The 19,012-nt window shown below is 46.7% G+C and carries 20 protein-coding genes; 13 read left to right on the plus strand and 7 right to left on the minus strand.

The genetic code is table 11. From position 1 onward, the window contains the following. Positions 1-154: 154 nt before the first annotated feature. From HW988_RS06320 to HW988_RS06335, 4 genes are all read left to right on the plus strand, one after another. On the plus strand, positions 155-2,500 hold the full coding sequence (locus HW988_RS06320) for a hypothetical protein (protein ID WP_181606706.1): 2,346 nt from the start codon (positions 155-157) through the stop codon (positions 2,498-2,500). 107 nt (positions 2,501-2,607) lie between these two features. Next, positions 2,608-3,885 carry a TolC family protein gene (locus tag HW988_RS06325; protein ID WP_181606707.1) on the plus strand — a complete coding sequence of 426 codons (1,278 nt, stop codon included), beginning with the start codon at positions 2,608-2,610 and terminating at the stop codon, positions 3,883-3,885. Then, complete coding sequence (locus HW988_RS06330; protein WP_181606708.1) at positions 3,882-4,883, plus strand: efflux RND transporter periplasmic adaptor subunit; 1,002 nt, start codon at positions 3,882-3,884, stop codon at positions 4,881-4,883. Before HW988_RS06325 ends, HW988_RS06330 begins: the two co-directional genes overlap by 4 nt. Positions 4,884-4,918: 35 nt before the next feature. Next, positions 4,919-6,865 (plus strand): ABC transporter permease, encoded by a 1,947-nt coding sequence (locus HW988_RS06335; protein ID WP_181606709.1) that lies wholly within the window; start codon positions 4,919-4,921, stop codon positions 6,863-6,865. A 60-nt stretch (positions 6,866-6,925) separates the two neighbouring features. Here the strand turns inward: HW988_RS06335 and HW988_RS06340 are convergent, their stop codons facing one another. Genes HW988_RS06340 through HW988_RS06350 form a run of 3 tightly spaced genes read right to left on the minus strand, consistent with a single transcriptional unit; the run spans position 6,926 to position 8,735 of the window. Beyond that, a complete protein-coding gene (locus HW988_RS06340; protein WP_181606710.1) occupies positions 6,926-7,876 on the minus strand; it encodes a tRNA-dihydrouridine synthase in 951 nt (316 codons plus the stop codon). Between the two features lie 2 nt (positions 7,877-7,878). Next, entirely contained in the window at positions 7,879-8,337 is a 459-nt protein-coding gene (locus HW988_RS06345) for an EVE domain-containing protein (RefSeq protein WP_181606711.1), read from the minus strand. Beyond that, the gene (locus HW988_RS06350) at positions 8,334-8,735 is read right to left on the minus strand and encodes a YchJ family protein (protein ID WP_181606712.1); all 402 of its coding nucleotides are present in this window, start codon (positions 8,733-8,735) and stop codon (positions 8,334-8,336) included. The genes HW988_RS06345 and HW988_RS06350 overlap by 4 nt, the downstream gene beginning before the upstream one ends. 133 nt (positions 8,736-8,868) lie before the next feature. Between HW988_RS06350 and HW988_RS06355 the strand changes: the two genes are divergently transcribed. From HW988_RS06355 to HW988_RS06375, 5 genes are all read left to right on the plus strand, one after another. Further along, the gene (locus HW988_RS06355; RefSeq protein ID WP_181606713.1) at positions 8,869-9,630 is read left to right on the plus strand and encodes an SDR family NAD(P)-dependent oxidoreductase; all 762 of its coding nucleotides are present in this window, start codon (positions 8,869-8,871) and stop codon (positions 9,628-9,630) included. Further along, entirely contained in the window at positions 9,631-11,013 is a 1,383-nt protein-coding gene (fumC, locus tag HW988_RS06360; protein ID WP_181606714.1) for a class II fumarate hydratase, read from the plus strand. A 24-nt stretch (positions 11,014-11,037) separates the two neighbouring features. After that, a complete protein-coding gene (locus HW988_RS06365; protein ID WP_255490236.1) occupies positions 11,038-11,973 on the plus strand; it encodes a hypothetical protein in 936 nt (311 codons plus the stop codon). A gap of 13 nt (positions 11,974-11,986) precedes the next feature. Then, on the plus strand, positions 11,987-12,424 hold the full coding sequence (locus tag HW988_RS06370; RefSeq protein ID WP_142699656.1) for a hypothetical protein: 438 nt from the start codon (positions 11,987-11,989) through the stop codon (positions 12,422-12,424). A 239-nt stretch (positions 12,425-12,663) separates the two neighbouring features. Further along, a complete protein-coding gene (locus tag HW988_RS06375) occupies positions 12,664-14,673 on the plus strand; it encodes an ATP-dependent helicase (protein WP_181606715.1) in 2,010 nt (669 codons plus the stop codon). Between the two features lie 7 nt (positions 14,674-14,680). Here the strand turns inward: HW988_RS06375 and HW988_RS06380 are convergent, their stop codons facing one another. Next, positions 14,681-15,325: an RluA family pseudouridine synthase gene (locus HW988_RS06380; RefSeq protein WP_181606716.1), complete on the minus strand. Its 645-nt coding sequence runs from the start codon at positions 15,323-15,325 to the stop codon at positions 14,681-14,683. Then, positions 15,322-15,735, minus strand: coding sequence for a hypothetical protein (locus HW988_RS06385; protein ID WP_181606717.1), 414 nt, complete (start codon positions 15,733-15,735; stop codon positions 15,322-15,324). The genes HW988_RS06380 and HW988_RS06385 overlap by 4 nt, the downstream gene beginning before the upstream one ends. A gap of 119 nt (positions 15,736-15,854) precedes the next feature. Between HW988_RS06385 and HW988_RS06390 the strand changes: the two genes are divergently transcribed. From HW988_RS06390 to HW988_RS06405, 4 genes are read left to right on the plus strand one after another with little or no spacing between them, the layout of a single operon-like run. Further along, positions 15,855-16,136 (plus strand): hypothetical protein, encoded by a 282-nt coding sequence (locus HW988_RS06390; protein ID WP_181606718.1) that lies wholly within the window; start codon positions 15,855-15,857, stop codon positions 16,134-16,136. Between the two features lie 60 nt (positions 16,137-16,196). Beyond that, a complete protein-coding gene (locus HW988_RS06395) occupies positions 16,197-16,784 on the plus strand; it encodes a hypothetical protein (RefSeq protein WP_181606719.1) in 588 nt (195 codons plus the stop codon). 6 nt (positions 16,785-16,790) lie between these two features. Beyond that, positions 16,791-17,114: a BolA family transcriptional regulator gene (locus tag HW988_RS06400; protein ID WP_181606720.1), complete on the plus strand. Its 324-nt coding sequence runs from the start codon at positions 16,791-16,793 to the stop codon at positions 17,112-17,114. Between the two features lie 26 nt (positions 17,115-17,140). After that, positions 17,141-17,872 (plus strand): ABC transporter substrate-binding protein, encoded by a 732-nt coding sequence (locus tag HW988_RS06405; RefSeq protein ID WP_181606721.1) that lies wholly within the window; start codon positions 17,141-17,143, stop codon positions 17,870-17,872. On the opposite strand, the gene HW988_RS06410 is transcribed toward HW988_RS06405, so the two are convergent. Together HW988_RS06410 and HW988_RS06415 are read right to left on the minus strand one after the other, a co-directional pair. After that, positions 17,869-18,645 (minus strand): methyltransferase domain-containing protein, encoded by a 777-nt coding sequence (locus tag HW988_RS06410; protein WP_181606722.1) that lies wholly within the window; start codon positions 18,643-18,645, stop codon positions 17,869-17,871. The two genes, HW988_RS06405 and HW988_RS06410, sit on opposite strands and share 4 nt — an antisense overlap. 27 nt (positions 18,646-18,672) lie before the next feature. Then, complete coding sequence (locus HW988_RS06415; protein ID WP_181606723.1) at positions 18,673-18,936, minus strand: hypothetical protein; 264 nt, start codon at positions 18,934-18,936, stop codon at positions 18,673-18,675. Positions 18,937-19,012 lie beyond the last annotated feature (76 nt).

Here is a 19,012-nt window from a genome sequence, read left to right on the forward strand (position 1 = left end):
AAAAGTGAAGTTCAATTGTATTCCCGCACTCTGAACACATGTTTGGATTCGTATCAAAGAGTTTTGACAGTTTCCCTCTGAGAATCGCTATATTTCATCTCACAAATTGCCGATCAATATGTAATCAAAAAGTATTCAAGGAAGTTGATTGCAAGTGCGCGTTTTGGTCCTGATCTTCATAATTCTGTTCGGCAAGCATACGTCGGCTGTCGCCAACGTGGGTGTACTCGCTGCGTGCACAAACGTGACGTGCTCGTCACAATCCTCTTCGTCCAGTGTTCTTACACAATTTGCCAATCAGTGTGCGATTGAAAGTAAAGCGTTAAAATGTGATGAACTCGCGTTGGAAAACTCTGCGCACGTTGGATTGATCCGCAAGTGTGGTGTTTCTGAATTATGTGCGCAAGCGGAGGAAAACACAGCGACGGAAGAAATTAAATCTTGTCTTCGTGGTTACACAAACTCCTTGATCGACACGGGTGTGGCTTTGAAGGACATGGTCGTCGGACTTGGCAATCAGATTGACGCCGCATGGGAAAATATTAAAACCAACGAAAAACTTCGTTCGGAATTTGTCTCGCAGTGCAATCAGTCTTTGGCTTGTAAAAAGGATTTGGTAAAGGATGATCCACGTTACGCCTCGATGTCCGATGAGGAATTAGGAAGGATCTCTGCAACGGCTTTGTTTGTTCAAGTTCAGGATCGCAAGGCCTATTTGCAATCTATGCACAGAAGCGTGCCGAATTCGAAACCACCAGAAATGCATCCCAAGGACAATGAGCTAACCGAGTCGCAAAAGGCAAAGCTTGCAGATTTGTCTGCGATCATCAAAGCGAAGTTGAAAAAAGAATACCAGAAATTCAATTGCTATACTTCCAAGGCACAAGCCGAGATGGCCTGTTATGCTGTGGGGCAGGTGATTGATCCCACTTTGTTAGCGGGCGCTGCCTTCAAGGGTGCTCGAGCAGTTAAAGCTTTAAGCAAAATGGAAGCACTCGATGCGGAAGCTGTAAAAGTAAGTGCTTTGGCGGGTCGTACGGAGTTTATCAAAAAGTACGTGGACTATAATCCGACGACCGTTGCCCAGAATGAAAAATTCATCGCCTTGGCTGAAAAAGGCAAAGACGCCAACGCCTATTTCGTGAATATCGAAAACAGTCAGATGAAATATCTAAATGACAATCTGAAGGACAAGAATCTTGTGACCAGTTTAACGAACTATCACAAGGACCTCGTCTTAAAACGCATGGAAGAGCTGCAAAAAGAATTCCCGGATTTAAAAATTTCCGAGTATTCCGATTTCAAGTCTTTGCGCTTTGCCTTTGAGGGGAAAGTTCCTAAAGATTTGGAAAAGCGCCTGGCGACTGTTTTCAAAGAATCCAATGACGAGTTTTCGAAGTACATGAAGGACAACAACCTTTTGCGTTCAAGCGATAAGCCGCAGGACTATTTCAAAGCAGGTTTCGGCAAAACCGCAGATGAGGCCGGAATCGCCGCTCGCTATGCCAGAAAAACAGAACCGGGCGAGCTGGTTTCGTATAGTGATTCAAAATTGAAATCAGACTTAAACGCCAAAGTTCAAGCCGTTGAGCAAGACCGTGTTTCTTTGCAGCAGCAGCTGCGGCAGACGAAATTGGTGGAGGGTGATACCTTTAAGCCCGAGGTCTTTGATATCGTTCGTAAGAACATGGGGGACTCTGCGACAATTAAGTCAGCATTGTCAAATCGCTATAAGCTTGCAACTCTTTCCGATAAAACCGTTGAAGATCTGCAGCGCTATGTGAAAACCAGCGATGAATTTTCACCGGGCCTGATGATCGCCAAACGTGAAAATGCCAATTTGAACGATGCGGCTCAGGGCGGATTCACGATGGATTTTGTGGGCTTGGGTGCTTCCAATATGAAGGGCACCGCGGATGCGTTGGCTAAATCCAAGGATTTGGATACGGCGTTAAGCGAAGCACGTAAGGCCGAAAAAGCCGTGACCCATGACGTAAACACTCAAAAACAGTTTTTTACGAAAGTTGTTACCGAATCCGTTGAGCCAGGCAAAATCAAGTCCGTCTGTTCAGGGGATGACTGCGTTGCGATTGCTACGAAGCCTTTAAATGAGCAAGAAAAAGTCAAAGTCCTCAGTCGAGTGGCCGATAGCAAGTACGCCTCCAAGATGCGTTTTGCTTTTGTGAATGATGGTGTTAAGTCTGCAGAAACCAGAAGTTCACTCAGTACGCACGGGGAGTCGATTGAAAAGCTGCTGCGTAAAAATTTGGGATCGGTCATGGATCCAAATAAGCTCGAAGGTGTTACATTCGGCATCGATATGCGTACGGATACACTTAATCAGGGCTCCGTAAAACTGCTGATGGGGCAAAGCCCTGACCTTTATCTAACCAAGCTTGAGCAAAAGCGAATCAAAGAAGTCTTCCAGCAATCCGTCGCTGAGTTCAATAAGACCGCCTATAAAAAAGGACCTGCGGCTCGATACGAGGCGTCTCCTTAATCTTTACACAATTCTTCTATACTCTAACTATAAGCTTCGGAACACTGCGGGAAGTTTGACTTCCCCTCGTATTCCAGAGCTAATGGTAAGAGGAAAGAGGATCTGCTATGCGTACTTGCAGAGTGTTTTTCATCACGATTTCAATGACGGTCTGCTCGTCACTTGTGTGGGCGCAGCAACCTTTGACATATCAAGAGGCTCTTAATCTTGTTAAAAAGAATAACGCCGATTTGCAGTTTTCTGAAGAGTCTTTGAATGCCAGCAAGTACACCGTTGAAAGTAATAAGAGCGGATATTTCCCGCAACTTTCAGCGAATCTGGGGTATGCGCAAACGGGAACTACGGACAACAGCACTGGAGCAGATTCCTCTTCTGGAGGAGCTTACTCTGCCTATTTAAGTGCATCGCAAAATGTGTTTAAGGGATTTGCAGATTCATCTAAGGTTGAACAAGCTCGTGGACAAATGAAGGTTTCAGACGCCGCTTTGCGTACGACACGTTCGCAAGTGAGCTATGATCTTAAGTCTGCTTTTGCGTCTGCCATTTTCGCGACAGATTCCATTAAGATTTCTGAAGAAATCGTAAAGCGCCGTAACGACAATTTGCGTATTGTTCAACTGCGCTATGAAAGCGGTCGCGAGAACAAAGGTTCCTTGCTTTTATCGCAAGCGAACTACAAGCAAGCGCAATTGGATAATTTGAAAGCCAAGCATGACCGAGATACCAGCGAAGCGGATCTTAAAAAAGTGATCGGTTTCGATGGCGAGGAACCACTCAACATTAAAGAAGAAATTCCTTTGGCAAGTCCGCCTTCAAAAGAGCCGGATTTCAAATCGATCGCGGCGACAACGCCGGATCGTCAAACTTACCAAGCTCAAGTGGAAGTTTCAGAGGCTTCGGTTAAAAATGCGCGCTCAGGATTTTTCCCAAGCTTGGATCTGTCAGCAACAATGGGTGATTACGGTAATAACTTTTATCCGAACAACCAGGATCGTTGGACGTTGGGAGCAACTTTGACTTTGCCCTTGTTTAACGGTGGCCGTGATTACTATGCGACGAAAAGTCAGACGTCCCAGTTGTATGCTGCGAAAAGCAACCTGGCGGGTATTGATCGCACGCTGCTTTCCAGTTTAAAGAAAGCTTACAAAGACTATGTCGAAGCCGTTGAGCAATTGTCGGTCTATGAAGCTTTTGTGCAAGCGGCGCGTACGCGTGCTGATATTGCACGCGCCAAATACAATAACGGTCTGATGTCATTTGAAGACTGGGACAATATCGAAACAGATCTGATCAATAAAACCAAACTGTATCTAACCTCGAAACGCGATCGCATTGTTGCTGAAGCCGCGTGGGAAAGAGCTCAAGGTGTGGGAGCGTTGCTATGAAGAATCTAATAAGAAACAAAATCACCTGGGCAGTTGTCGCTGTGCTAGTTCTGGGCGGTGGTGGATACTACTACTGGAATCAAAGTAAGCAAAATGAAGTGACATACAAACGCCTGCCTCTAAAAAAAGGCAATATCGAAGTTACGATTTTGGCGACAGGAACGGTTCAACCCGAAAACCGTCTTGAGATCAAAGCTCCGGTGGCGGGGCGTATGGAGCAAGTCCTGGTTCGTGAGGGACAAAAGGTCGTGAAAGGTCAAACCATCGCGATCATGAGTTCGACGGAAAGAGCGGCGATGCTGGATGCGGCTCGAGCGAAAGGTGCTGAAGAATACAAGCGTTGGGCGGATCTTTATCTGGCCACTCCGATCATGGCGCCGATTTCAGGAACAATCATTTTAAGAAGTGTCGAGCCCGGTCAAACTTTCACCACGGCTGACGCGATTTTGACGATGTCAGATCGTTTAACCGTCAAAGCCCAGGTGGACGAGACGGATATTTCCCAAATCAAATTGAAAGAACAGGCCGAAATCGTTTTGGATGCTTATCCAGGCGAAAAAATCAAAGCGACGGCAGATCAAATCGCTTTTGATTCGAAAACCGTCAACAGTGTGACGACTTATATCGTTGATGCTTTGCCGGAAGGTAAAACGCCTGAGTTCATGCGCTCGGGGATGACTGCGAACGTCACTTTCTATGTGAAAAACAAAAAAGACATCCTGGTTGTGGCTAGCGAAGCCTTGCGTGTGCAAAGTGGAACTACTTACCTGATGATCCAAGGAGCTGACGGCAAACCGCAGAACCGCGAAGTTAAAGTCGGTATCACTGACGGAAAATTGACGGAAATCCTAGAGGGGGCAGAAGAGGGCGAGATTGCCATGGTTCAGGAAGTGAAATTGTCTTCCGGTGGCAAACAAGGTTCAAATCCCTTTTCACCATTCGGGAGCAAAGGTGGCGGCACTCGTAAATCCGGTGGTGCCGGCGGTCCTCCAAGATAGTTTTAAGCCATTAAACGTTTGATTGTGAGCAGATTATGATTGAAATCAGCGGCATAAAAAAATCATACAAAATGGGAGACAACATCGTCGAGGCTCTTCGCGATGTGACTTTGACCATTGAGGATGGCGACTTTGTGGCAATCATGGGGCCTTCGGGCTCTGGTAAGTCGACGTTGATGCATATTTTGGGTTTATTGGACGTGCCGACGGCGGGCTCCTATAAACTTCATGGGCGCGAGGTTTCAAAACTTTCTGAAGACGAGCTTGCGATCTTACGTCGCGATGAAATCGGATTTATTTTTCAGCAGTTCAATCTGCTGCCAAGAATGCCGGCGTGGCAAAACGTATCTTTGCCGCTTTTATACTCTGAAAAGAAATTTGATTTTTCAAAAGCTGAAGTGCTTTTGGGAAAGGTGGGCCTGGGGAGTCGTGGTGATCATAAACCGAACGAGTTGTCGGGTGGTCAGCAGCAACGTGTCGCCATCGCACGTTCGTTGATTAATAATCCGCGTATCGTTTTCGCCGATGAGCCCACGGGAAACTTGGACTCGAAAAGTGAAAAAGAGATCATGGATATTTTAAAATCCCTCAATGCTCAAGGTATCACGGTCGTGATCGTAACCCACGAAGAAGAAATTGGGGCACAAGCAAACCGTCTGATCCGTATGCGTGACGGTGTCGTGCAAAGTGACGAGCGTAAAGTGCCTTTGAATAAAAGCAACGCCCACTTGTCGGATCAGTCCTTGGATTCTGCTTTTCACTTTGGGGAGTTGATTGAGCACTTCCACCAGGGTTGGAAAACGTTGGCAGCGAACAAAGTTCGTTCAGGACTTTCCATGCTGGGTATTTTGATTGGTGTCGCAGCGGTCGTCACTATGCTGGCATTGGGGGCGGGAGCACAGCAGTCGATCGAAAAACAGTTGGCATCTATGGGCTCGAATCTTTTGATTTTGCGTGCGGGGAATGTGCGTGTGGCGGGGGTTGCCCAGGAATCGGGTGTAAGGATTCGTATCACCACCGATGACGTGGCAGCCTTGAAAGCCCAAATCCCTTCGATTAAAAATATCGTTTCGAATGTAAATGGCCGGGGCCAAGTTACTTACCTTAATAAAAACTGGAACACCTCAGTTGCAGGCGTATCGACGTCATTTGTCGAGGTCAGAAACGCAGAACCCGTGTTGGGCCGTTTCTTTTCTGATGATGAAAACCAACGCCGCGCCTTGGTGGCGGTCATCGGCAGAACTGTTTCCAGAGAGCTGTTCGGCGATAAATCCCCGATTGGCGAAGTGATCAAAATTAATAAAATCAATTTCACCGTGATCGGAATGCTCCCAGAAAAAGGCGCGCAGGGTCCGAATGACCAAGATGATCGCATCATCATTCCCGTGCAAACCGCAATGTATCGCATGTTTGGTAAGAACTACGTGGACTCTGTCGACGTTGAGGTCGCGCAAAAAGAACTGATCGACGAAACTCAAGACTCACTGAAAGAAGTTTTAAATAAACGCCATCGTGTGCCTTTGTCTGCTCAAGACGATGCATTCCAAATCTTCAACATGGCCGACCTTCAACAAGCAATCGAAAGCAGCAGTAAAACCATGTCGATGCTTTTAAGCTCCATTGCGGCGATCTCGTTGCTGGTCGGTGGTATCGGGATCATGAACATCATGCTGGTATCGGTTACAGAAAGAACCCGCGAGATCGGTCTGCGTAAAGCCATCGGTGGCCGTAAGATAGATATCTTAATGCAATTCCTGGCTGAATCCGTCGTGGTTTCCGTTATCGGCGGTTTGTTGGGTATTGCCCTTGCGTGGGGAGTCACCGCAGGCTTATCGGCCGCGATGGGTTGGCCGATGTCCATCTCCGCAAACGCCGTGGGCCTGTCGTTCTTTTTCTCTGCGTTCATCGGTATCGTCTTCGGACTTTACCCCGCCAAAAAGGCTTCAGAACTTCACCCCATCGATGCCCTTCGCTACGAGTAGTAAAAGGTGCCAGGTCCTATTTCTTGGTGCATTTCGCCAAGAAATAGGACCTGGCACCTTTTATTCGGTTACTTTTAAAAGTTGAGAGTGGAACTCTTGGGGTTTTTTCAGGATTTTGATCTGGTCGAAAACTTCTTTGGCTTCGATGTTTTTCAAAGACAAAGCCTTCAACCACTGCTTCGTGCGGGAAACCGCGAAATAGTCATTGATGTACTCTGTACTGGCAGCAAAGAATTGCGGAAGCAAAGGCTTCGCACGTTGCCAGGTCATTTCTTCGACAGTCTCTTGTTTTAAGCTCTGTTTGATCTGTTTAAAGATAAACGGGTTGCTCATCACTCCGCGGCCGATCATGTAATCTTCGCAGCCGGTGACTTCCACGCAGCGATGGAAATCATGAACATTCCAGATTTCGCCGTTCGCGATAATCTTGATCTTGGTTTTTTCTTTAATACGCGGGATCCATTCCCAATAAGCAGGTGGTTTGTAACCATCTGTTTTGGTACGGCAGTGGATTGTCAGCCACGAGGCGTTCGCAGCTTCAACGGCTTGAGCGATGTCGATACATTTTGTGGGATCATCAAAACCCAGACGGATTTTAGCAGTCACAGGCACATGCGCAGGAACCGCTTTACGAACTGTATCCACAATTGTATGAACACGGTCGCATGACTTTAGCAACGAAGCACCACCATCGTGACGATTCACAGTTTTAGCCGGGCAGCCGAAATTCAAATCGATACCCAAAGCTCCCAGTTTTACGGCGCGTTCAGCATTCAAAGCCAATGGCTCTGCTTGGCCCCCTAAAAGCTGAACGAACACCGGCGTGCCCCAGCGAGTGCGGGAGCCCGTGCGAAGTTCAGGACAGTTTTTTAGGAAAACGCTCTCGGGATGCAGGCGATCTGTTACGCGCAGGAATTCTGTCACGCACTGATCAACGCCACCGATCTGGGTCAGAGTATCTCTCATCACCCAGTCGACAACACCTTCCATCGGAGCCAAGAATAGCTTCATGACTAGATTCCGCCCATCTTTTTTACGATATCAAAATGCTTTTTATCCACGGGCTGTACGGAAAGGCGGGAACCTTTGGCTAAAACCAGCATGTCTGACAATTTCGGGTTGTCGCGAAGATCTTGCAAAGAAACGATCTCAGAAAACTTCTGAACGTATTCCACTTGCGTGCAATACCAGATGGGTTTTTCTTTGGTCGCTTTCGCATCAAAGTATTCAGATTTTTTATCAAATTGCGCTTTATCGGGTTCTGCCACGCGAGAAATACGGGCAAGTCCCGCCACACCAGGCGGTTCGGCGTTGGAGTGATAGAACAAAACCATATCGCCGACTTGCATATCTTTTTGCATAAAGTTGCGTGCTTGGTAATTGCGCACACCTTCCCACCAAGTCGTTGAATCTTTTTTCAACTGATCGATGGAGTAAACGTCAGGCTCAGATTTCATCAACCAATATTTCATGATTGCGCCTCTTTGGTTTCTTTCACTTTGCCAGATTTAAAGAACCATTGGCCCTCTTGACGGCGGAAAGTGGAAACTTCGTGATGAACGTATTCTTCGTCATCAACAGAATAGAAAGCTTTAAACTCAACGATACCTTTGTTGGCTTTTTCTTCAGCTTTTACGATTTCAAGCTTTAAGAATTTCGCGCGTTCCGCCCATTCTTGGTTCGCTTCATCATCGATGTCGCCCAAAGATTGAGGGTCGGTTGTATCGCGCAAGTACTGCATTTGATTTTTTGCAAAGGCAGCATAACGAGATCGCATCAAGGCTTCCGCCGTTGGAGCATTCGCTTTTCCAGAGTGGTAGATACCACAACATTCACTATAATTTTTGTCGGATCCGCATGGGCATTTCATAGCCAGCCACCCTAACACACCGCACCCCCAAAAGGTACGCCGTACCTCCGAAGAAACGCGCTGCATCCCCGAAAGGTACGGCGTACCTTTTATTTGGGGGTGGGGATAGAATTTATTTCATTGTGAGGTGCGTATGCAAAGATGGGCTCTGATTACGGGGGCAACGGCAGGTATTGGTTGGGCGACGGCGGAGGCTTTGGCGGCTCAACATTTTTCATTAATTATCACGGGTCGCCGTATGGACAGACTCGATGAATTGGAAGCCACTCTTCATAAAAAATTCCCTCAGATCAAAGTCATCAAAGCCAGCTTCGACGTTTCTGATCGTTTTGAAGTGAGTGAATTCATGAAAGCCCACCAAGCGGATTTGCAAAACGTCGAAGTGCTTGTGAACAATGCCGGTCTTGCGAAAGGCACCGACAAAATGCAAGACGGCTCCTTGGATGATTGGGAAACGATGATCGATACCAACATCAAAGGTTTGCTTTTCATCACCCGCGGTGTGGTTGAACACATGGTCAAAAAAAATTCCGGCCATATCGTAAACTTGGGATCTGTCGCTGGCCGATGGACATATCCAGGTGGGGGAGTGTATTGCGCAACAAAATTTGCAGTGCGTGCACTGTCAGAGGGCCTGCGTATGGATTTGCTGGGCACGAAAGTACGCGTGACCAACATTGAACCCGGCATGGTTCACACTGAGTTTTCATTTGTACGATTTGATGATCAAAAGAAGGCAGACAAAGTTTACGAAGGTATGATGCCACTTGAACCCAAGGACGTGGCCGAAACAATTGCTTGGTGCGTGGCTCGTCCTGCGCATGTGAACATACAAGAACTTGTGATTTACCCAACGGACCAAGCCCATGTTGGAATGGTCAACAGGAGGTCGTAAATGAGTTTCCGTACAGAGAAAGACACCATGGGGGACGTGCAAGTCCCAGCTGATAAATTTTGGGGAGCACAAACCCAACGTTCGACAGAAAATTTCAAGATCGGTGGCGATAGATTTCCGCGCGAGATGATTCGTGCCTTGGGTATCCTTAAAAAAAGTGCTGCCCTGACAAATCAAAAGCTGGGCATTTTGGATGCGAAGAAAGCGGACGTTATCGTCAAAGCCGCTGATGAAGTGATCTCTGGAAAACTCGATGCGCATTTTCCATTGGTCGTGTGGCAAACAGGTTCGGGCACTCAGACCAATATGAATGCCAATGAAGTTATCGCCAATCGCGCAATGGATATGATGGGCGTAAAACTTCCATCAAAAGATATCCACCCGAACGACGACGTGAACAAAGGCCAATCCTCGAATGATACTTTCCCAACAGCGATGCACATTGCGGTGGGAGAGCAGGTTTATCATCGTCTGATTCCGATGATGGAAAAACTTTATCTGGCTCTTTCGGCCAAACAAAAGGAATTCAATGACATCGTTAAGATCGGTCGCACGCATTTGATGGATGCAACTCCGCTTACGTTAGGACAAGAGTTTTCGGGCTACTCGACACAAATAAAGCACGGCATTCACCGAATCAAAAACACTCTGCCGCATCTTCATGAGCTGGCATTGGGTGGAACGGCCGTTGGAACGGGGCTTAATACTCATCCAAAATTCGCCGTCGAAGCCGCTGCCGAAATTGCGCGCGAGACGAAAATTCCATTCGTATCTGCAGAAAATAAATTTGAAGCCTTGGCAAGTCATGATGCCTTGGTTGAAGTGAGCGGGGCATTAAACACCATCGCCGTTTCATTGATGAAAATCGCGAATGACATTCGCTTGTTGGGTTCTGGACCGCGATGTGGTATTGGAGAGCTACATTTACCAGAAAACGAGCCTGGCAGTTCGATTATGCCGGGCAAAGTGAATCCCACTCAGTGCGAGGCCATGACTATGGTCTGTGCGCAGGTGATGGGAAATCACGTCGCTGTGACTATCGGAGGAGCGACGGGGCACTTTGAATTGAACGTGTTTAAGCCTGTGATCGTGTTTAACGTATTAAACTCAATACGTTTGATCTCAGATGCCTGTGAGTCGTTTGTCGATCACTGTGTCTCGGGAATTGAAGCGAATCAGAAGCAAATAAAAAAGCACCTCGACAATTCGTTGATGCTGGTAACGGCGCTGAATCCTAAGATTGGGTACGACAACTCGGCGAAAATCGCCAAAACTGCCCACAAAAATGGCACTACGCTGCGCGAAGAAGCCATCAATCTTGGACTCCTCAGCGGCGAAGAATTTGATAAACTAGTTAGACCTGAAGATATGGTCGGCCGATAGGCCCCCTAAGACCGGAGTACGTAGTTGATTAATGAGTTACTGAAGAAAGCAAGTTGGTTGAGCAATGAGGACATCCGTCCTTACGTGTTCGTGCGTGAAGAAAATGAAATTGCTCAGCCCGGCTCTTTTCATAAACTTGATTGGTTCAAACAAAGCCCGATCTTCAAAGATCCTCTCGATATCACCGAGATCGCTTTTGCCGATCGTATTTTATCCATCGAAGAGCGCGCATTTGGTCCTTCCAATATGGCGATGCCTCGTTGGGTTTTCTATGACTGCGCGGTGATGCCAGGGTTTGTTGCGGGCTTTGCGGCTCGTCCAAAGGTGCTTTCCAAGCTGGTTCGCGAGGTTTTGGATCCAAAAAAATACCCTGCGTCACTAAGTCCGATCAAAGCTTCCAAAGTTTTAAAGGAGATCGAATCCCTCGACGAGATGGATTGGGTCCCACTTTCATTGTTTATTATTATCCCCACTATGCACAAAGGGGAGTGGGTGGCTCACAACCTATGCTCGGTTAATTCGTTATTACCGAAGGAAGAGCAGTTTTACGGTCTGGGTTTCCTCTCGAAAGCTTTCGGTTTGTGGTATGCCAATGTCGAGCAGTGCTCTGGGATGACTCAATGGGGCAGCCCAGCATTGAAGCTTCATTCGCATTATGGACATTTAGAGGTGATTGGGGCTTACGCTCCGGTGCATTCTCATGCTAAAACTATAACTTACCGTGTTCGAGTCAATACTCATTGTTGGGAGAAGTTTTTCAATAAAGAGGAAGACTTGGCGTTTTTGGAACACTACGGACCTACGGGGACGTTCATTGACCCTAAAAACGAAGAAAGCATGTTGGAATTCCAACAACGTATCGAACGCGAAGAGGGTCCTTTCTTTTTAAGCGCCGGTGAAATTGCGCAGAAAAAGTTAGAGGACAAGCTAATGATTTATCAATTGAAACAACAATACTAGAATAGGAATAGAAATGACGATGAATACTCTGCCGCCAGTAGCGAAATCCTTTTTTGCATTCTGTAAAAAATGTGATGCTGATAGATACCATGTAGTCTTGGCGCATACGTCGGCAACTTCTGCAAAAATCAAATGTGAGATTTGCGGTTCTCAAAAAACATATTCTCTTCCTAAGGCTCAGACTAAAACTGGCAAACCTTTGACAGGTGCTGCCGCTAAAAAACGCGAACAAACTTTGAACTCGCGCAAATCTTCCCATAAAAACGAATACGAAATGTTGATGGCGAACGGTGGCTCCACTGCGACTTACAACATGAAGGGCAAATTCGAGAAAAACACGAAATTGCAACATCCTAAATTCGGTTTGGGTTTCATCAAAGATGCAGCTTCGGATAAAATCGAAGTAGTATTCGAAGATGAAGTTAGAACTCTTATTCACAACCGCGTATAGTCGTCGGCCGCGCGAAAAAGTCCATCCGACTGCGTTGTCGGCCCTGGTCCTCGCTCCGACGTGCCTGCAGCACGCCTGCGCTGCGGGCCAGAACCTCCGCGTGGGCCGTATCGGCCCCCTTCGGGTGACGGCTGAACCTTTTGGCGCAGCCTCATTGACAATCAGGGATCATTTTTTTATTTTTCTGATGCGTCGTACGGAAGTACGACGTTTTGTTTTTCTGAGATAGACTGGATTTCATGGATTGGTTGAAGGGGTTGAACCCTGAACAGCAAAAAGCTGTTAAACATAACTTCGGTCCCTTGCTGATTCTGGCGGGGGCGGGTTCCGGCAAAACGACGGTGTTGGTTTCACGTACAGGAAGAATGATTTCTGAACGTGTGGCGCAATCATCGGAGATCTGCGTTTTGACCTTCACCAATAAAGCCGCACGTGAATTAAAGCATCGTGTGAAACAAAAGTTGGGCGGAGCAGGGGACGGTCTGTGGGCTGGTACCTTCCACTCCTTTGGTTTGCAAATTCTGCGTCGCTTTCATAAACACGCAGGTCTTTCTCCACATTTCGGTATCGTCGATCAAACGGACTGCAATGCTGTTTTAAAAGAGCTCATCAAAAACATCGCAAATTCTGGCAAAGACAAATTCGACATCGATAAAATTTTATCGATGATCAATGATCGTCGTACGGGAGTGGCACACACTCACGAAGGCTTTGACGAGTACCACGAGATGGTGGAAATGCTGGCACCAAAATTCGAAAAACGCTTGGAGCATTTGGGCGTGGTGGATTTTGAAGGTTTGTTGATCAAGCCGTTGCAGCTTTTCAAACAGCATCCGGAAATTTTAGAAAAAGTCCAAAGTCAGTTCTCTCAAGTCATGGTCGATGAGTTTCAGGATACGAATCGCATGCAAATGGATTTGATCCAGCAAATCGTTAAGCCTCACAGCAACATTACGGTTGTGGGTGACGACGATCAATCGATCTATGGTTGGCGTGGAGCCGAGATCAAAAACATTTTGAATTTTCCGCATGAGCACAAAAAATGTGAAGTCATTATGCTGGAGCGTAATTACCGTTCGTCGGGGGAAATCCTGGCGGTAGCCAATGCGGCGATCTCTAAAAATAAAAATCGTCACGGTAAAGTTCTGCGCGCTGAAGCCGCTAAAGACACGGGTGTTTTGCCGGAGGTCTTTATTCTGGAGCGCGAGGAAGATGAATGTGAATTCGTCGTTCAGGAAATCCAGCACTTCCTAAAAGAGGGTTATAGGCTGAAAGACTTTGCGGTTTTGTATCGATCCAACACGCAAGGTGGTTTGATCGAGGCTTCCTTAAGACGTGCCAATATTTCGTATAATATTTCCGGTGGGACTTCGATCTTTGATCGTAAAGAGATTAAAGACATCATGGCTTACTTAAAACAGTCATTCTCTCCGAATGAAGTTTCCCTTCGTCGTATTATCAATGTCCCTAATCGCGGGGTGGGTGATACGACGATTGAAAAGCTGACGGAGTTTTCGCAAAAACGCAGAGTCAGTTTCCTGGACGCTTGTCGTCTGTGGAGAGATGCCGAAATCCCGGAAAAAACGGGAGAGGCGATCGAAGACCTTTTGGGGTTCATCGAATATCTGCCAACGCATATTTTGGATTTCAGTGTCGGCTCGTCCCCAGGTGGTAAGCTTGTCGAGTTGTTCGATCAACTGGGATATAAAGAATACGTGATGAATACGGCGGCAGATCCGGCTTCTGCCGAGAAAAAGTGGATTGTGGTCGAAATCCTGGGGCGTATTTTAGATGCGTACTTGGGGCGTCGTGCTCATGAAGTTGAATACATCAAATCTTTCGTCGATTCGATGATGCTTCGAGAAGACCACAACGAAGAAGAAGATCAAAACAAAGTTCAGCTAATGACATTGCACGCCTCCAAAGGTTTGGAATTCCCTGTTGTTATTTTGGCGGGGATTGAGGAAGACCTTCTTCCACATAAAAACCTGGGCTCTGATATCGACGAAGAACGTCGTTTGTTCTATGTCGGTGTTACGCGCGCGAAAAACCGTCTGGTGATGTCTCGCTGTCAGCAACGTAAAAAGAACGGTGTGGTTCGTCCCTCAGTTCCCTCGCGCTTCTTGTTGGAAATCCCGACGGAACTTTACAAAGAATACCCATTGGGTGCTCGCCCGGTGAGTGGCCAAGCCCGCGACGACTTAGTCGCAAGCTTCTTATCAAAATTAGATAGTAAAATTGGAAAATAGACACCTTTTAGAATTCGCGGGGCGCTTCGAAGGTGTGTTCTTTTCCACTGATGGAAATTTTTAGTTTTCCCGCGTGCAGGAACATTCTGTCGGTTTTGTAAATCTCGGCGATGCGCTTATTGAATTTTGGGTCGCCGTAACGGGTGTCACCTAAGATCGCGTGTTTGGCGATGGCGGCGTGTTTACGGATTTGATGTTGGCGGCCCGTGAATAATCGAACCTCAATCAACGATGTGTACTGATCTGATTTAATAACTTTAAAATCCGTCCGTGCTTCCACGCGGTCCTTGGCAAGTCCTTGGGGATTGTTGCGCCCCTCGGCCTTGTCGGAAATCGGCGTGTTCCAGTTTTGCCAGTCTTCAGAGAGGGGCATCGAACCACGCAACAAAGCATAGTAATATTTTTCACAGGTGCGGGCTTGAAACTGCTCGGCCAATTCTTTGGCCATGCGTGTGTTTAAGGCTAATAGCAACAAGCCGCTGGTTTCTTTATCCAGACGGTGAACCGGGTGAATGCCTTCAAAAGTTCCGGGAATTAATTGTTTTTCCAGTATGTGAACGACATCGCGAGGGTCGTTGTGCACGGAAACTCCGGGAGGTTTGTTGATCACCACCCAGCCTTCACCGCGAGCGATAATGTCTAAAGGTGTCACGCTTCGCAATCCTTTAGGATCACTTCGATTTCTGCGGCAGAAAGATTCTTGGTGCAAAGTTCAGAAGCAAAGATCTTTTGTTCAAAGCGGGAAATTGCCAGTTTGCGAGTCGACGCCAGAACGATCATGTTAAACATGAATCCCACCCAACTTAAAAACGCAAACAGTGAACCCATGATGTACAGACTGGTTTTAAAAGCCTCGTGATCTTGCGCTCGAGAGTTTTCTTCTAAGGGCAAAATGCGGCTTTGAGATTCACACCAGTACTTTTGCACGGTCGCCAGATTCTTTTGCAGTTGTTGGAATGCAGAGCTTTTTGTTTTCTTTTGATGAAACCAATAGTGCGCACCCGTCGTGGCCAAAGAGGGGAAGATTCCGATGATATAGCTTGCTGCCATTTCAGGAGCCATGGTTTTCCTTTGTAATAAAGAGTCCTCATTATAGGTCCTTGCAATGATTTTTGGCAAGATTGCCCAGAGAATCTCGAGACCAGGGCCCTGAAGTTTTAAAATAAGCCTCAGGAGGAAACATGAATTCGGATATTCAGGAGTTTTTGGTGTTTTTAAAGAATGAAGACGATTTGGACTATGGTGACTTCAAAAGAGAAGTGGATCTTCACCTGATGCGCCTAATTGAGAGCTTAAGGCCCCTTAGTCGGGAACAGCAGCTGCGCCTGGCCAGAGTTCGAGAAGAGCTTCTGTGGATGTATAACGACGATATCGAAGACATGAGAGCCTATTTGGCGGACGAAATCTCCCGCCTAGACCCAGAGCGAGTTCGTAGGGTAAGCGACGCGCCTTTTCAATTGTGACAGGGACTTCCCAAGCCCCGGTAAAAGGCGCTACGCTTAAAGAACGTCAGAGGAGGACTTATGTCCAAAAAGCACCATCATAAATCTTCGCATAAAAATTCTTCTCCATCGACACCAACTAACAGTGTGGGGCAAGAGATGCATCCATCCGAAGTGGAATATGATTCTGCAGTGGAAAATACTATCGAGAAAGCGGATGAGATCGCTGTTTCCCAGTCTGACGAAATTAATACAGAAGCCCAAAATGAGGGCGTCCCTCATCCAGTTCACGAGCCACATCATGACAGTGGCACTTTCAATGCTGGATCCGCTAATGATGAATTGGCTCCAGAGGAAATGTCCTATGAAGGCGGTCCTACGGAAGAGCCCCATGAAAAATCCCATGTGGAATTTTATGGGTCTGAAATTATTCGTATGAAAGCTCCAAAAGTTATGGAGATCGCGGACACGGTTGTGGACGAGTGGAAAAAAGACGGCGACTTTGAATCCCTGCCAGTGGGGCATCCACTGGCTGCGATGGCAGCAGGTCGTGCTCTTCGTAAAGCCAAAGAAGTGGAAAAGAAGCTGGAAGAAAAAGGTGTCTTTGCTATGGCGAAAATGGGCTTGGATTACGTAAAATCTGAAATTGAAAAACGTAAGAAGCAGTAATCCCCAGTGAATCGCGAAGCACGTATTTTCGATTTTTTGACAAAGGCCCTTGCCCCTTCGGTTCTAGAAATCGAAAACGAAAGTCATATGCACTCCGGTCCCGCGAGTGAATCGCATTATAAAGTTTTGATCGTCTCGGCTGCCTTCGAGGGAAAATCTCGTGTGGATCGTCAACGGAGTGTCAATGATGCTTTGAAACCTGAGTTTAGTGCGGGTTTGCATGCACTCACACAGAAAGCCCTGACTCCTGCGGAGTTCGAAGTGCAAAAAGACGCGCTTAATTTTATTTCTCCTGAGTGTCGCGGTGGTTCCAAAAGACTTCCCAAGTAGCATCTGCTCCTGATCTAATATTCCAGATGAAATTTATTTTTCTGTTTCTGGTTTTTTTCAGTCTGTCATCCCCAGCGCGAGAACTGCTAAGAGTGGCTGCAGTTCAGGGGCCGCCTCATGTGGTGAATGCGGAGGCGAATCCTCCACAAGGATCAGGCCCGGATTTCATGGTTAAATATATTTTTCCGGAGTTAAAAAAGAAGTTCAAAATCAATGTGGTGTGGAAAAGTTCTCCTTTTAAAAGAGAACTCCGCGATTTGGAAAACAATCAAATCGATGTTTTGTTTTTTATCGTCAAGACTCCAGAGCGAGAAAAGATTTTTGATTATTCAGCAGAACCATTCATTTCTGAGCACGCTGGAATCATCGTACATAAAGATTTTCATAAAGGTAAAAACTCTGCGTCGATGAGTGATTTCGCCGGTAAGACGGTGGGCCTGATGGCCGGGGCTTCAATGCCCCCAGAATTTAAACAATATAAAATAAAGACGATCACATTATCGGGAGTTGATCTCGGGGAGCGTCTTTCAAATCTAGTGGAAACGAATCGAATCGATGGCGTTTTTGTTCATCTTTCGTCGGTGACTCGGGAAATGGTTGAAACAAACAAGTACCCTAACTTAAAGAGTATCGAAATCACGGATATCCCTATGTACAAAGTGTACGTTGCTTTTAGTAAAAAGCTTTCCCCTGAAATCAAAAATGAAATTGATAGCCTGCTTAAGGCGAATCGCAAATATTACCGTGCAAAAAACTAAGCGCGGCCCCAGATAAAGATGCGTTTGAACGGATAAAAGAACGGTTTGTCGTCGGGAAGAATTTGAAACAGGCGTTCCCGGTACTCTTGCATAAAGGCCGCGAAATCCTCTTTACTCATATGTTTTTCAAAGTATGTCAGCATCGAGCCACGCACCCATTCAATTACGCCTTCGCGCGACTCCAGGACATGGCCGTACACTTTGAGCTCAACACGTTGTTCTTTAAAACCCAGGTTGAACATCAACAAGGCATAGTCCTCGACGGAAAGCATGGTCTTTGGTTTATCGTAAACCCTGCCACCCAGGGCCTTTTTCCAGCGAACTTCATGAGACATGGCACTGGAAAGAACATGAGTGGGGTAGTCGTGATTCATCGGCATTTGGATGGCCATCTGGCCGCCGCGGCGCAAAGAGCGATGCAATCTTGCAAAAAGATCTTTGTGTTGCGGGCTCCACTGAAGAGCTGCATTGGAGATGATCAGATCATAACCCTGGGGTTTTTCCCAAATATCAATGTCACCTTGAGCGAATTTTAAATTCTCGGTCAGAAATGCCGCCGTTCTTGCCAGCATCGCTTCCGAAGAATCCAAACCCGTCGTGGCGGCAGGCTTAAACCGATCGTGCATGATTCGGGTTAGCTCCCCGGTGCCGCAACCCAGATCGATCGCAGTTTCAAATTTTTCGGGTATGATGAATTCCAAAAGATCCAAAAAGGGTTGTGATCTTTCGCTTTTAAACTTCTCGTATTGGTTGGGATTCCATGAGTCGCTCATGGATTGATTTTAGCGCAATTGAATCAATTAGTCTTCAAATTGTGCGAGCTTGGCTTTGAGGTCGCCCAGGAGTTTTTTGACTTCCTGCAGCTGTTCCTGCTCGGGGGAGACTTTGTTGGTCATTGTCTCGGTGATAACATCCCACGTATCCAGAGCCTGTTTAAGGTCTGCATTGAGATTGCCAAAGAGGCTTTTTTTGCCTGTCTCTTTAGCAGTTGAAGCAGTCGTTGCCTCTTTCTCAGTTGTGTTAGCACGCGTCGTACGTGCTGTTTCAATGATGTCGTTACTCATGAACCAATTCTGTAAAAATTTAATGTATCGTACGTGCATCATGCACGAAGGCGATAGTGTTATCGTAGGAACTCCA

The organism is Bdellovibrio sp. KM01, assembly GCF_013752535.1.
GTDB lineage: Bacteria > Bdellovibrionota > Bdellovibrionia > Bdellovibrionales > Bdellovibrionaceae > Bdellovibrio.

Excerpts from the sequence above, each read along its gene's own strand:
- HW988_RS06350 (WP_181606712.1), bottom strand. The coding sequence starts at position 8,735 with ATGAAATGCCCATGCGGATCCGACAAAAATTATAGTGAATGTTGTGGT.
- HW988_RS06410 (WP_181606722.1), bottom strand. The coding sequence starts at position 18,645 with ATGAGCGACTCATGGAATCCCAACCAATACGAGAAGTTTAAAAGCGAA.
- HW988_RS06345 (WP_181606711.1), bottom strand. The coding sequence starts at position 8,337 with ATGAAATATTGGTTGATGAAATCTGAGCCTGACGTTTACTCCATCGAT.
- HW988_RS06395 (WP_181606719.1), top strand. The coding sequence starts at position 16,197 with ATGTCCAAAAAGCACCATCATAAATCTTCGCATAAAAATTCTTCTCCA.
- HW988_RS06335 (WP_181606709.1), top strand. The coding sequence starts at position 4,919 with ATGATTGAAATCAGCGGCATAAAAAAATCATACAAAATGGGAGACAAC.
- HW988_RS06385 (WP_181606717.1), bottom strand. The coding sequence starts at position 15,735 with ATGGCTCCTGAAATGGCAGCAAGCTATATCATCGGAATCTTCCCCTCT.
- HW988_RS06340 (WP_181606710.1), bottom strand. The coding sequence starts at position 7,876 with ATGAAGCTATTCTTGGCTCCGATGGAAGGTGTTGTCGACTGGGTGATG.
- HW988_RS06390 (WP_181606718.1), top strand. The coding sequence starts at position 15,855 with ATGAATTCGGATATTCAGGAGTTTTTGGTGTTTTTAAAGAATGAAGAC.
- HW988_RS06325 (WP_181606707.1), top strand. The coding sequence starts at position 2,608 with ATGCGTACTTGCAGAGTGTTTTTCATCACGATTTCAATGACGGTCTGC.
- HW988_RS06330 (WP_181606708.1), top strand. The coding sequence starts at position 3,882 with ATGAAGAATCTAATAAGAAACAAAATCACCTGGGCAGTTGTCGCTGTG.
- HW988_RS06355 (WP_181606713.1), top strand. The coding sequence starts at position 8,869 with ATGCAAAGATGGGCTCTGATTACGGGGGCAACGGCAGGTATTGGTTGG.
- HW988_RS06405 (WP_181606721.1), top strand. The coding sequence starts at position 17,141 with ATGAAATTTATTTTTCTGTTTCTGGTTTTTTTCAGTCTGTCATCCCCA.
- fumC (WP_181606714.1), top strand. The coding sequence starts at position 9,631 with ATGAGTTTCCGTACAGAGAAAGACACCATGGGGGACGTGCAAGTCCCA.
- HW988_RS06375 (WP_181606715.1), top strand. The coding sequence starts at position 12,664 with ATGGATTGGTTGAAGGGGTTGAACCCTGAACAGCAAAAAGCTGTTAAA.
- HW988_RS06370 (WP_142699656.1), top strand. The coding sequence starts at position 11,987 with ATGACGATGAATACTCTGCCGCCAGTAGCGAAATCCTTTTTTGCATTC.
- HW988_RS06415 (WP_181606723.1), bottom strand. The coding sequence starts at position 18,936 with ATGAGTAACGACATCATTGAAACAGCACGTACGACGCGTGCTAACACA.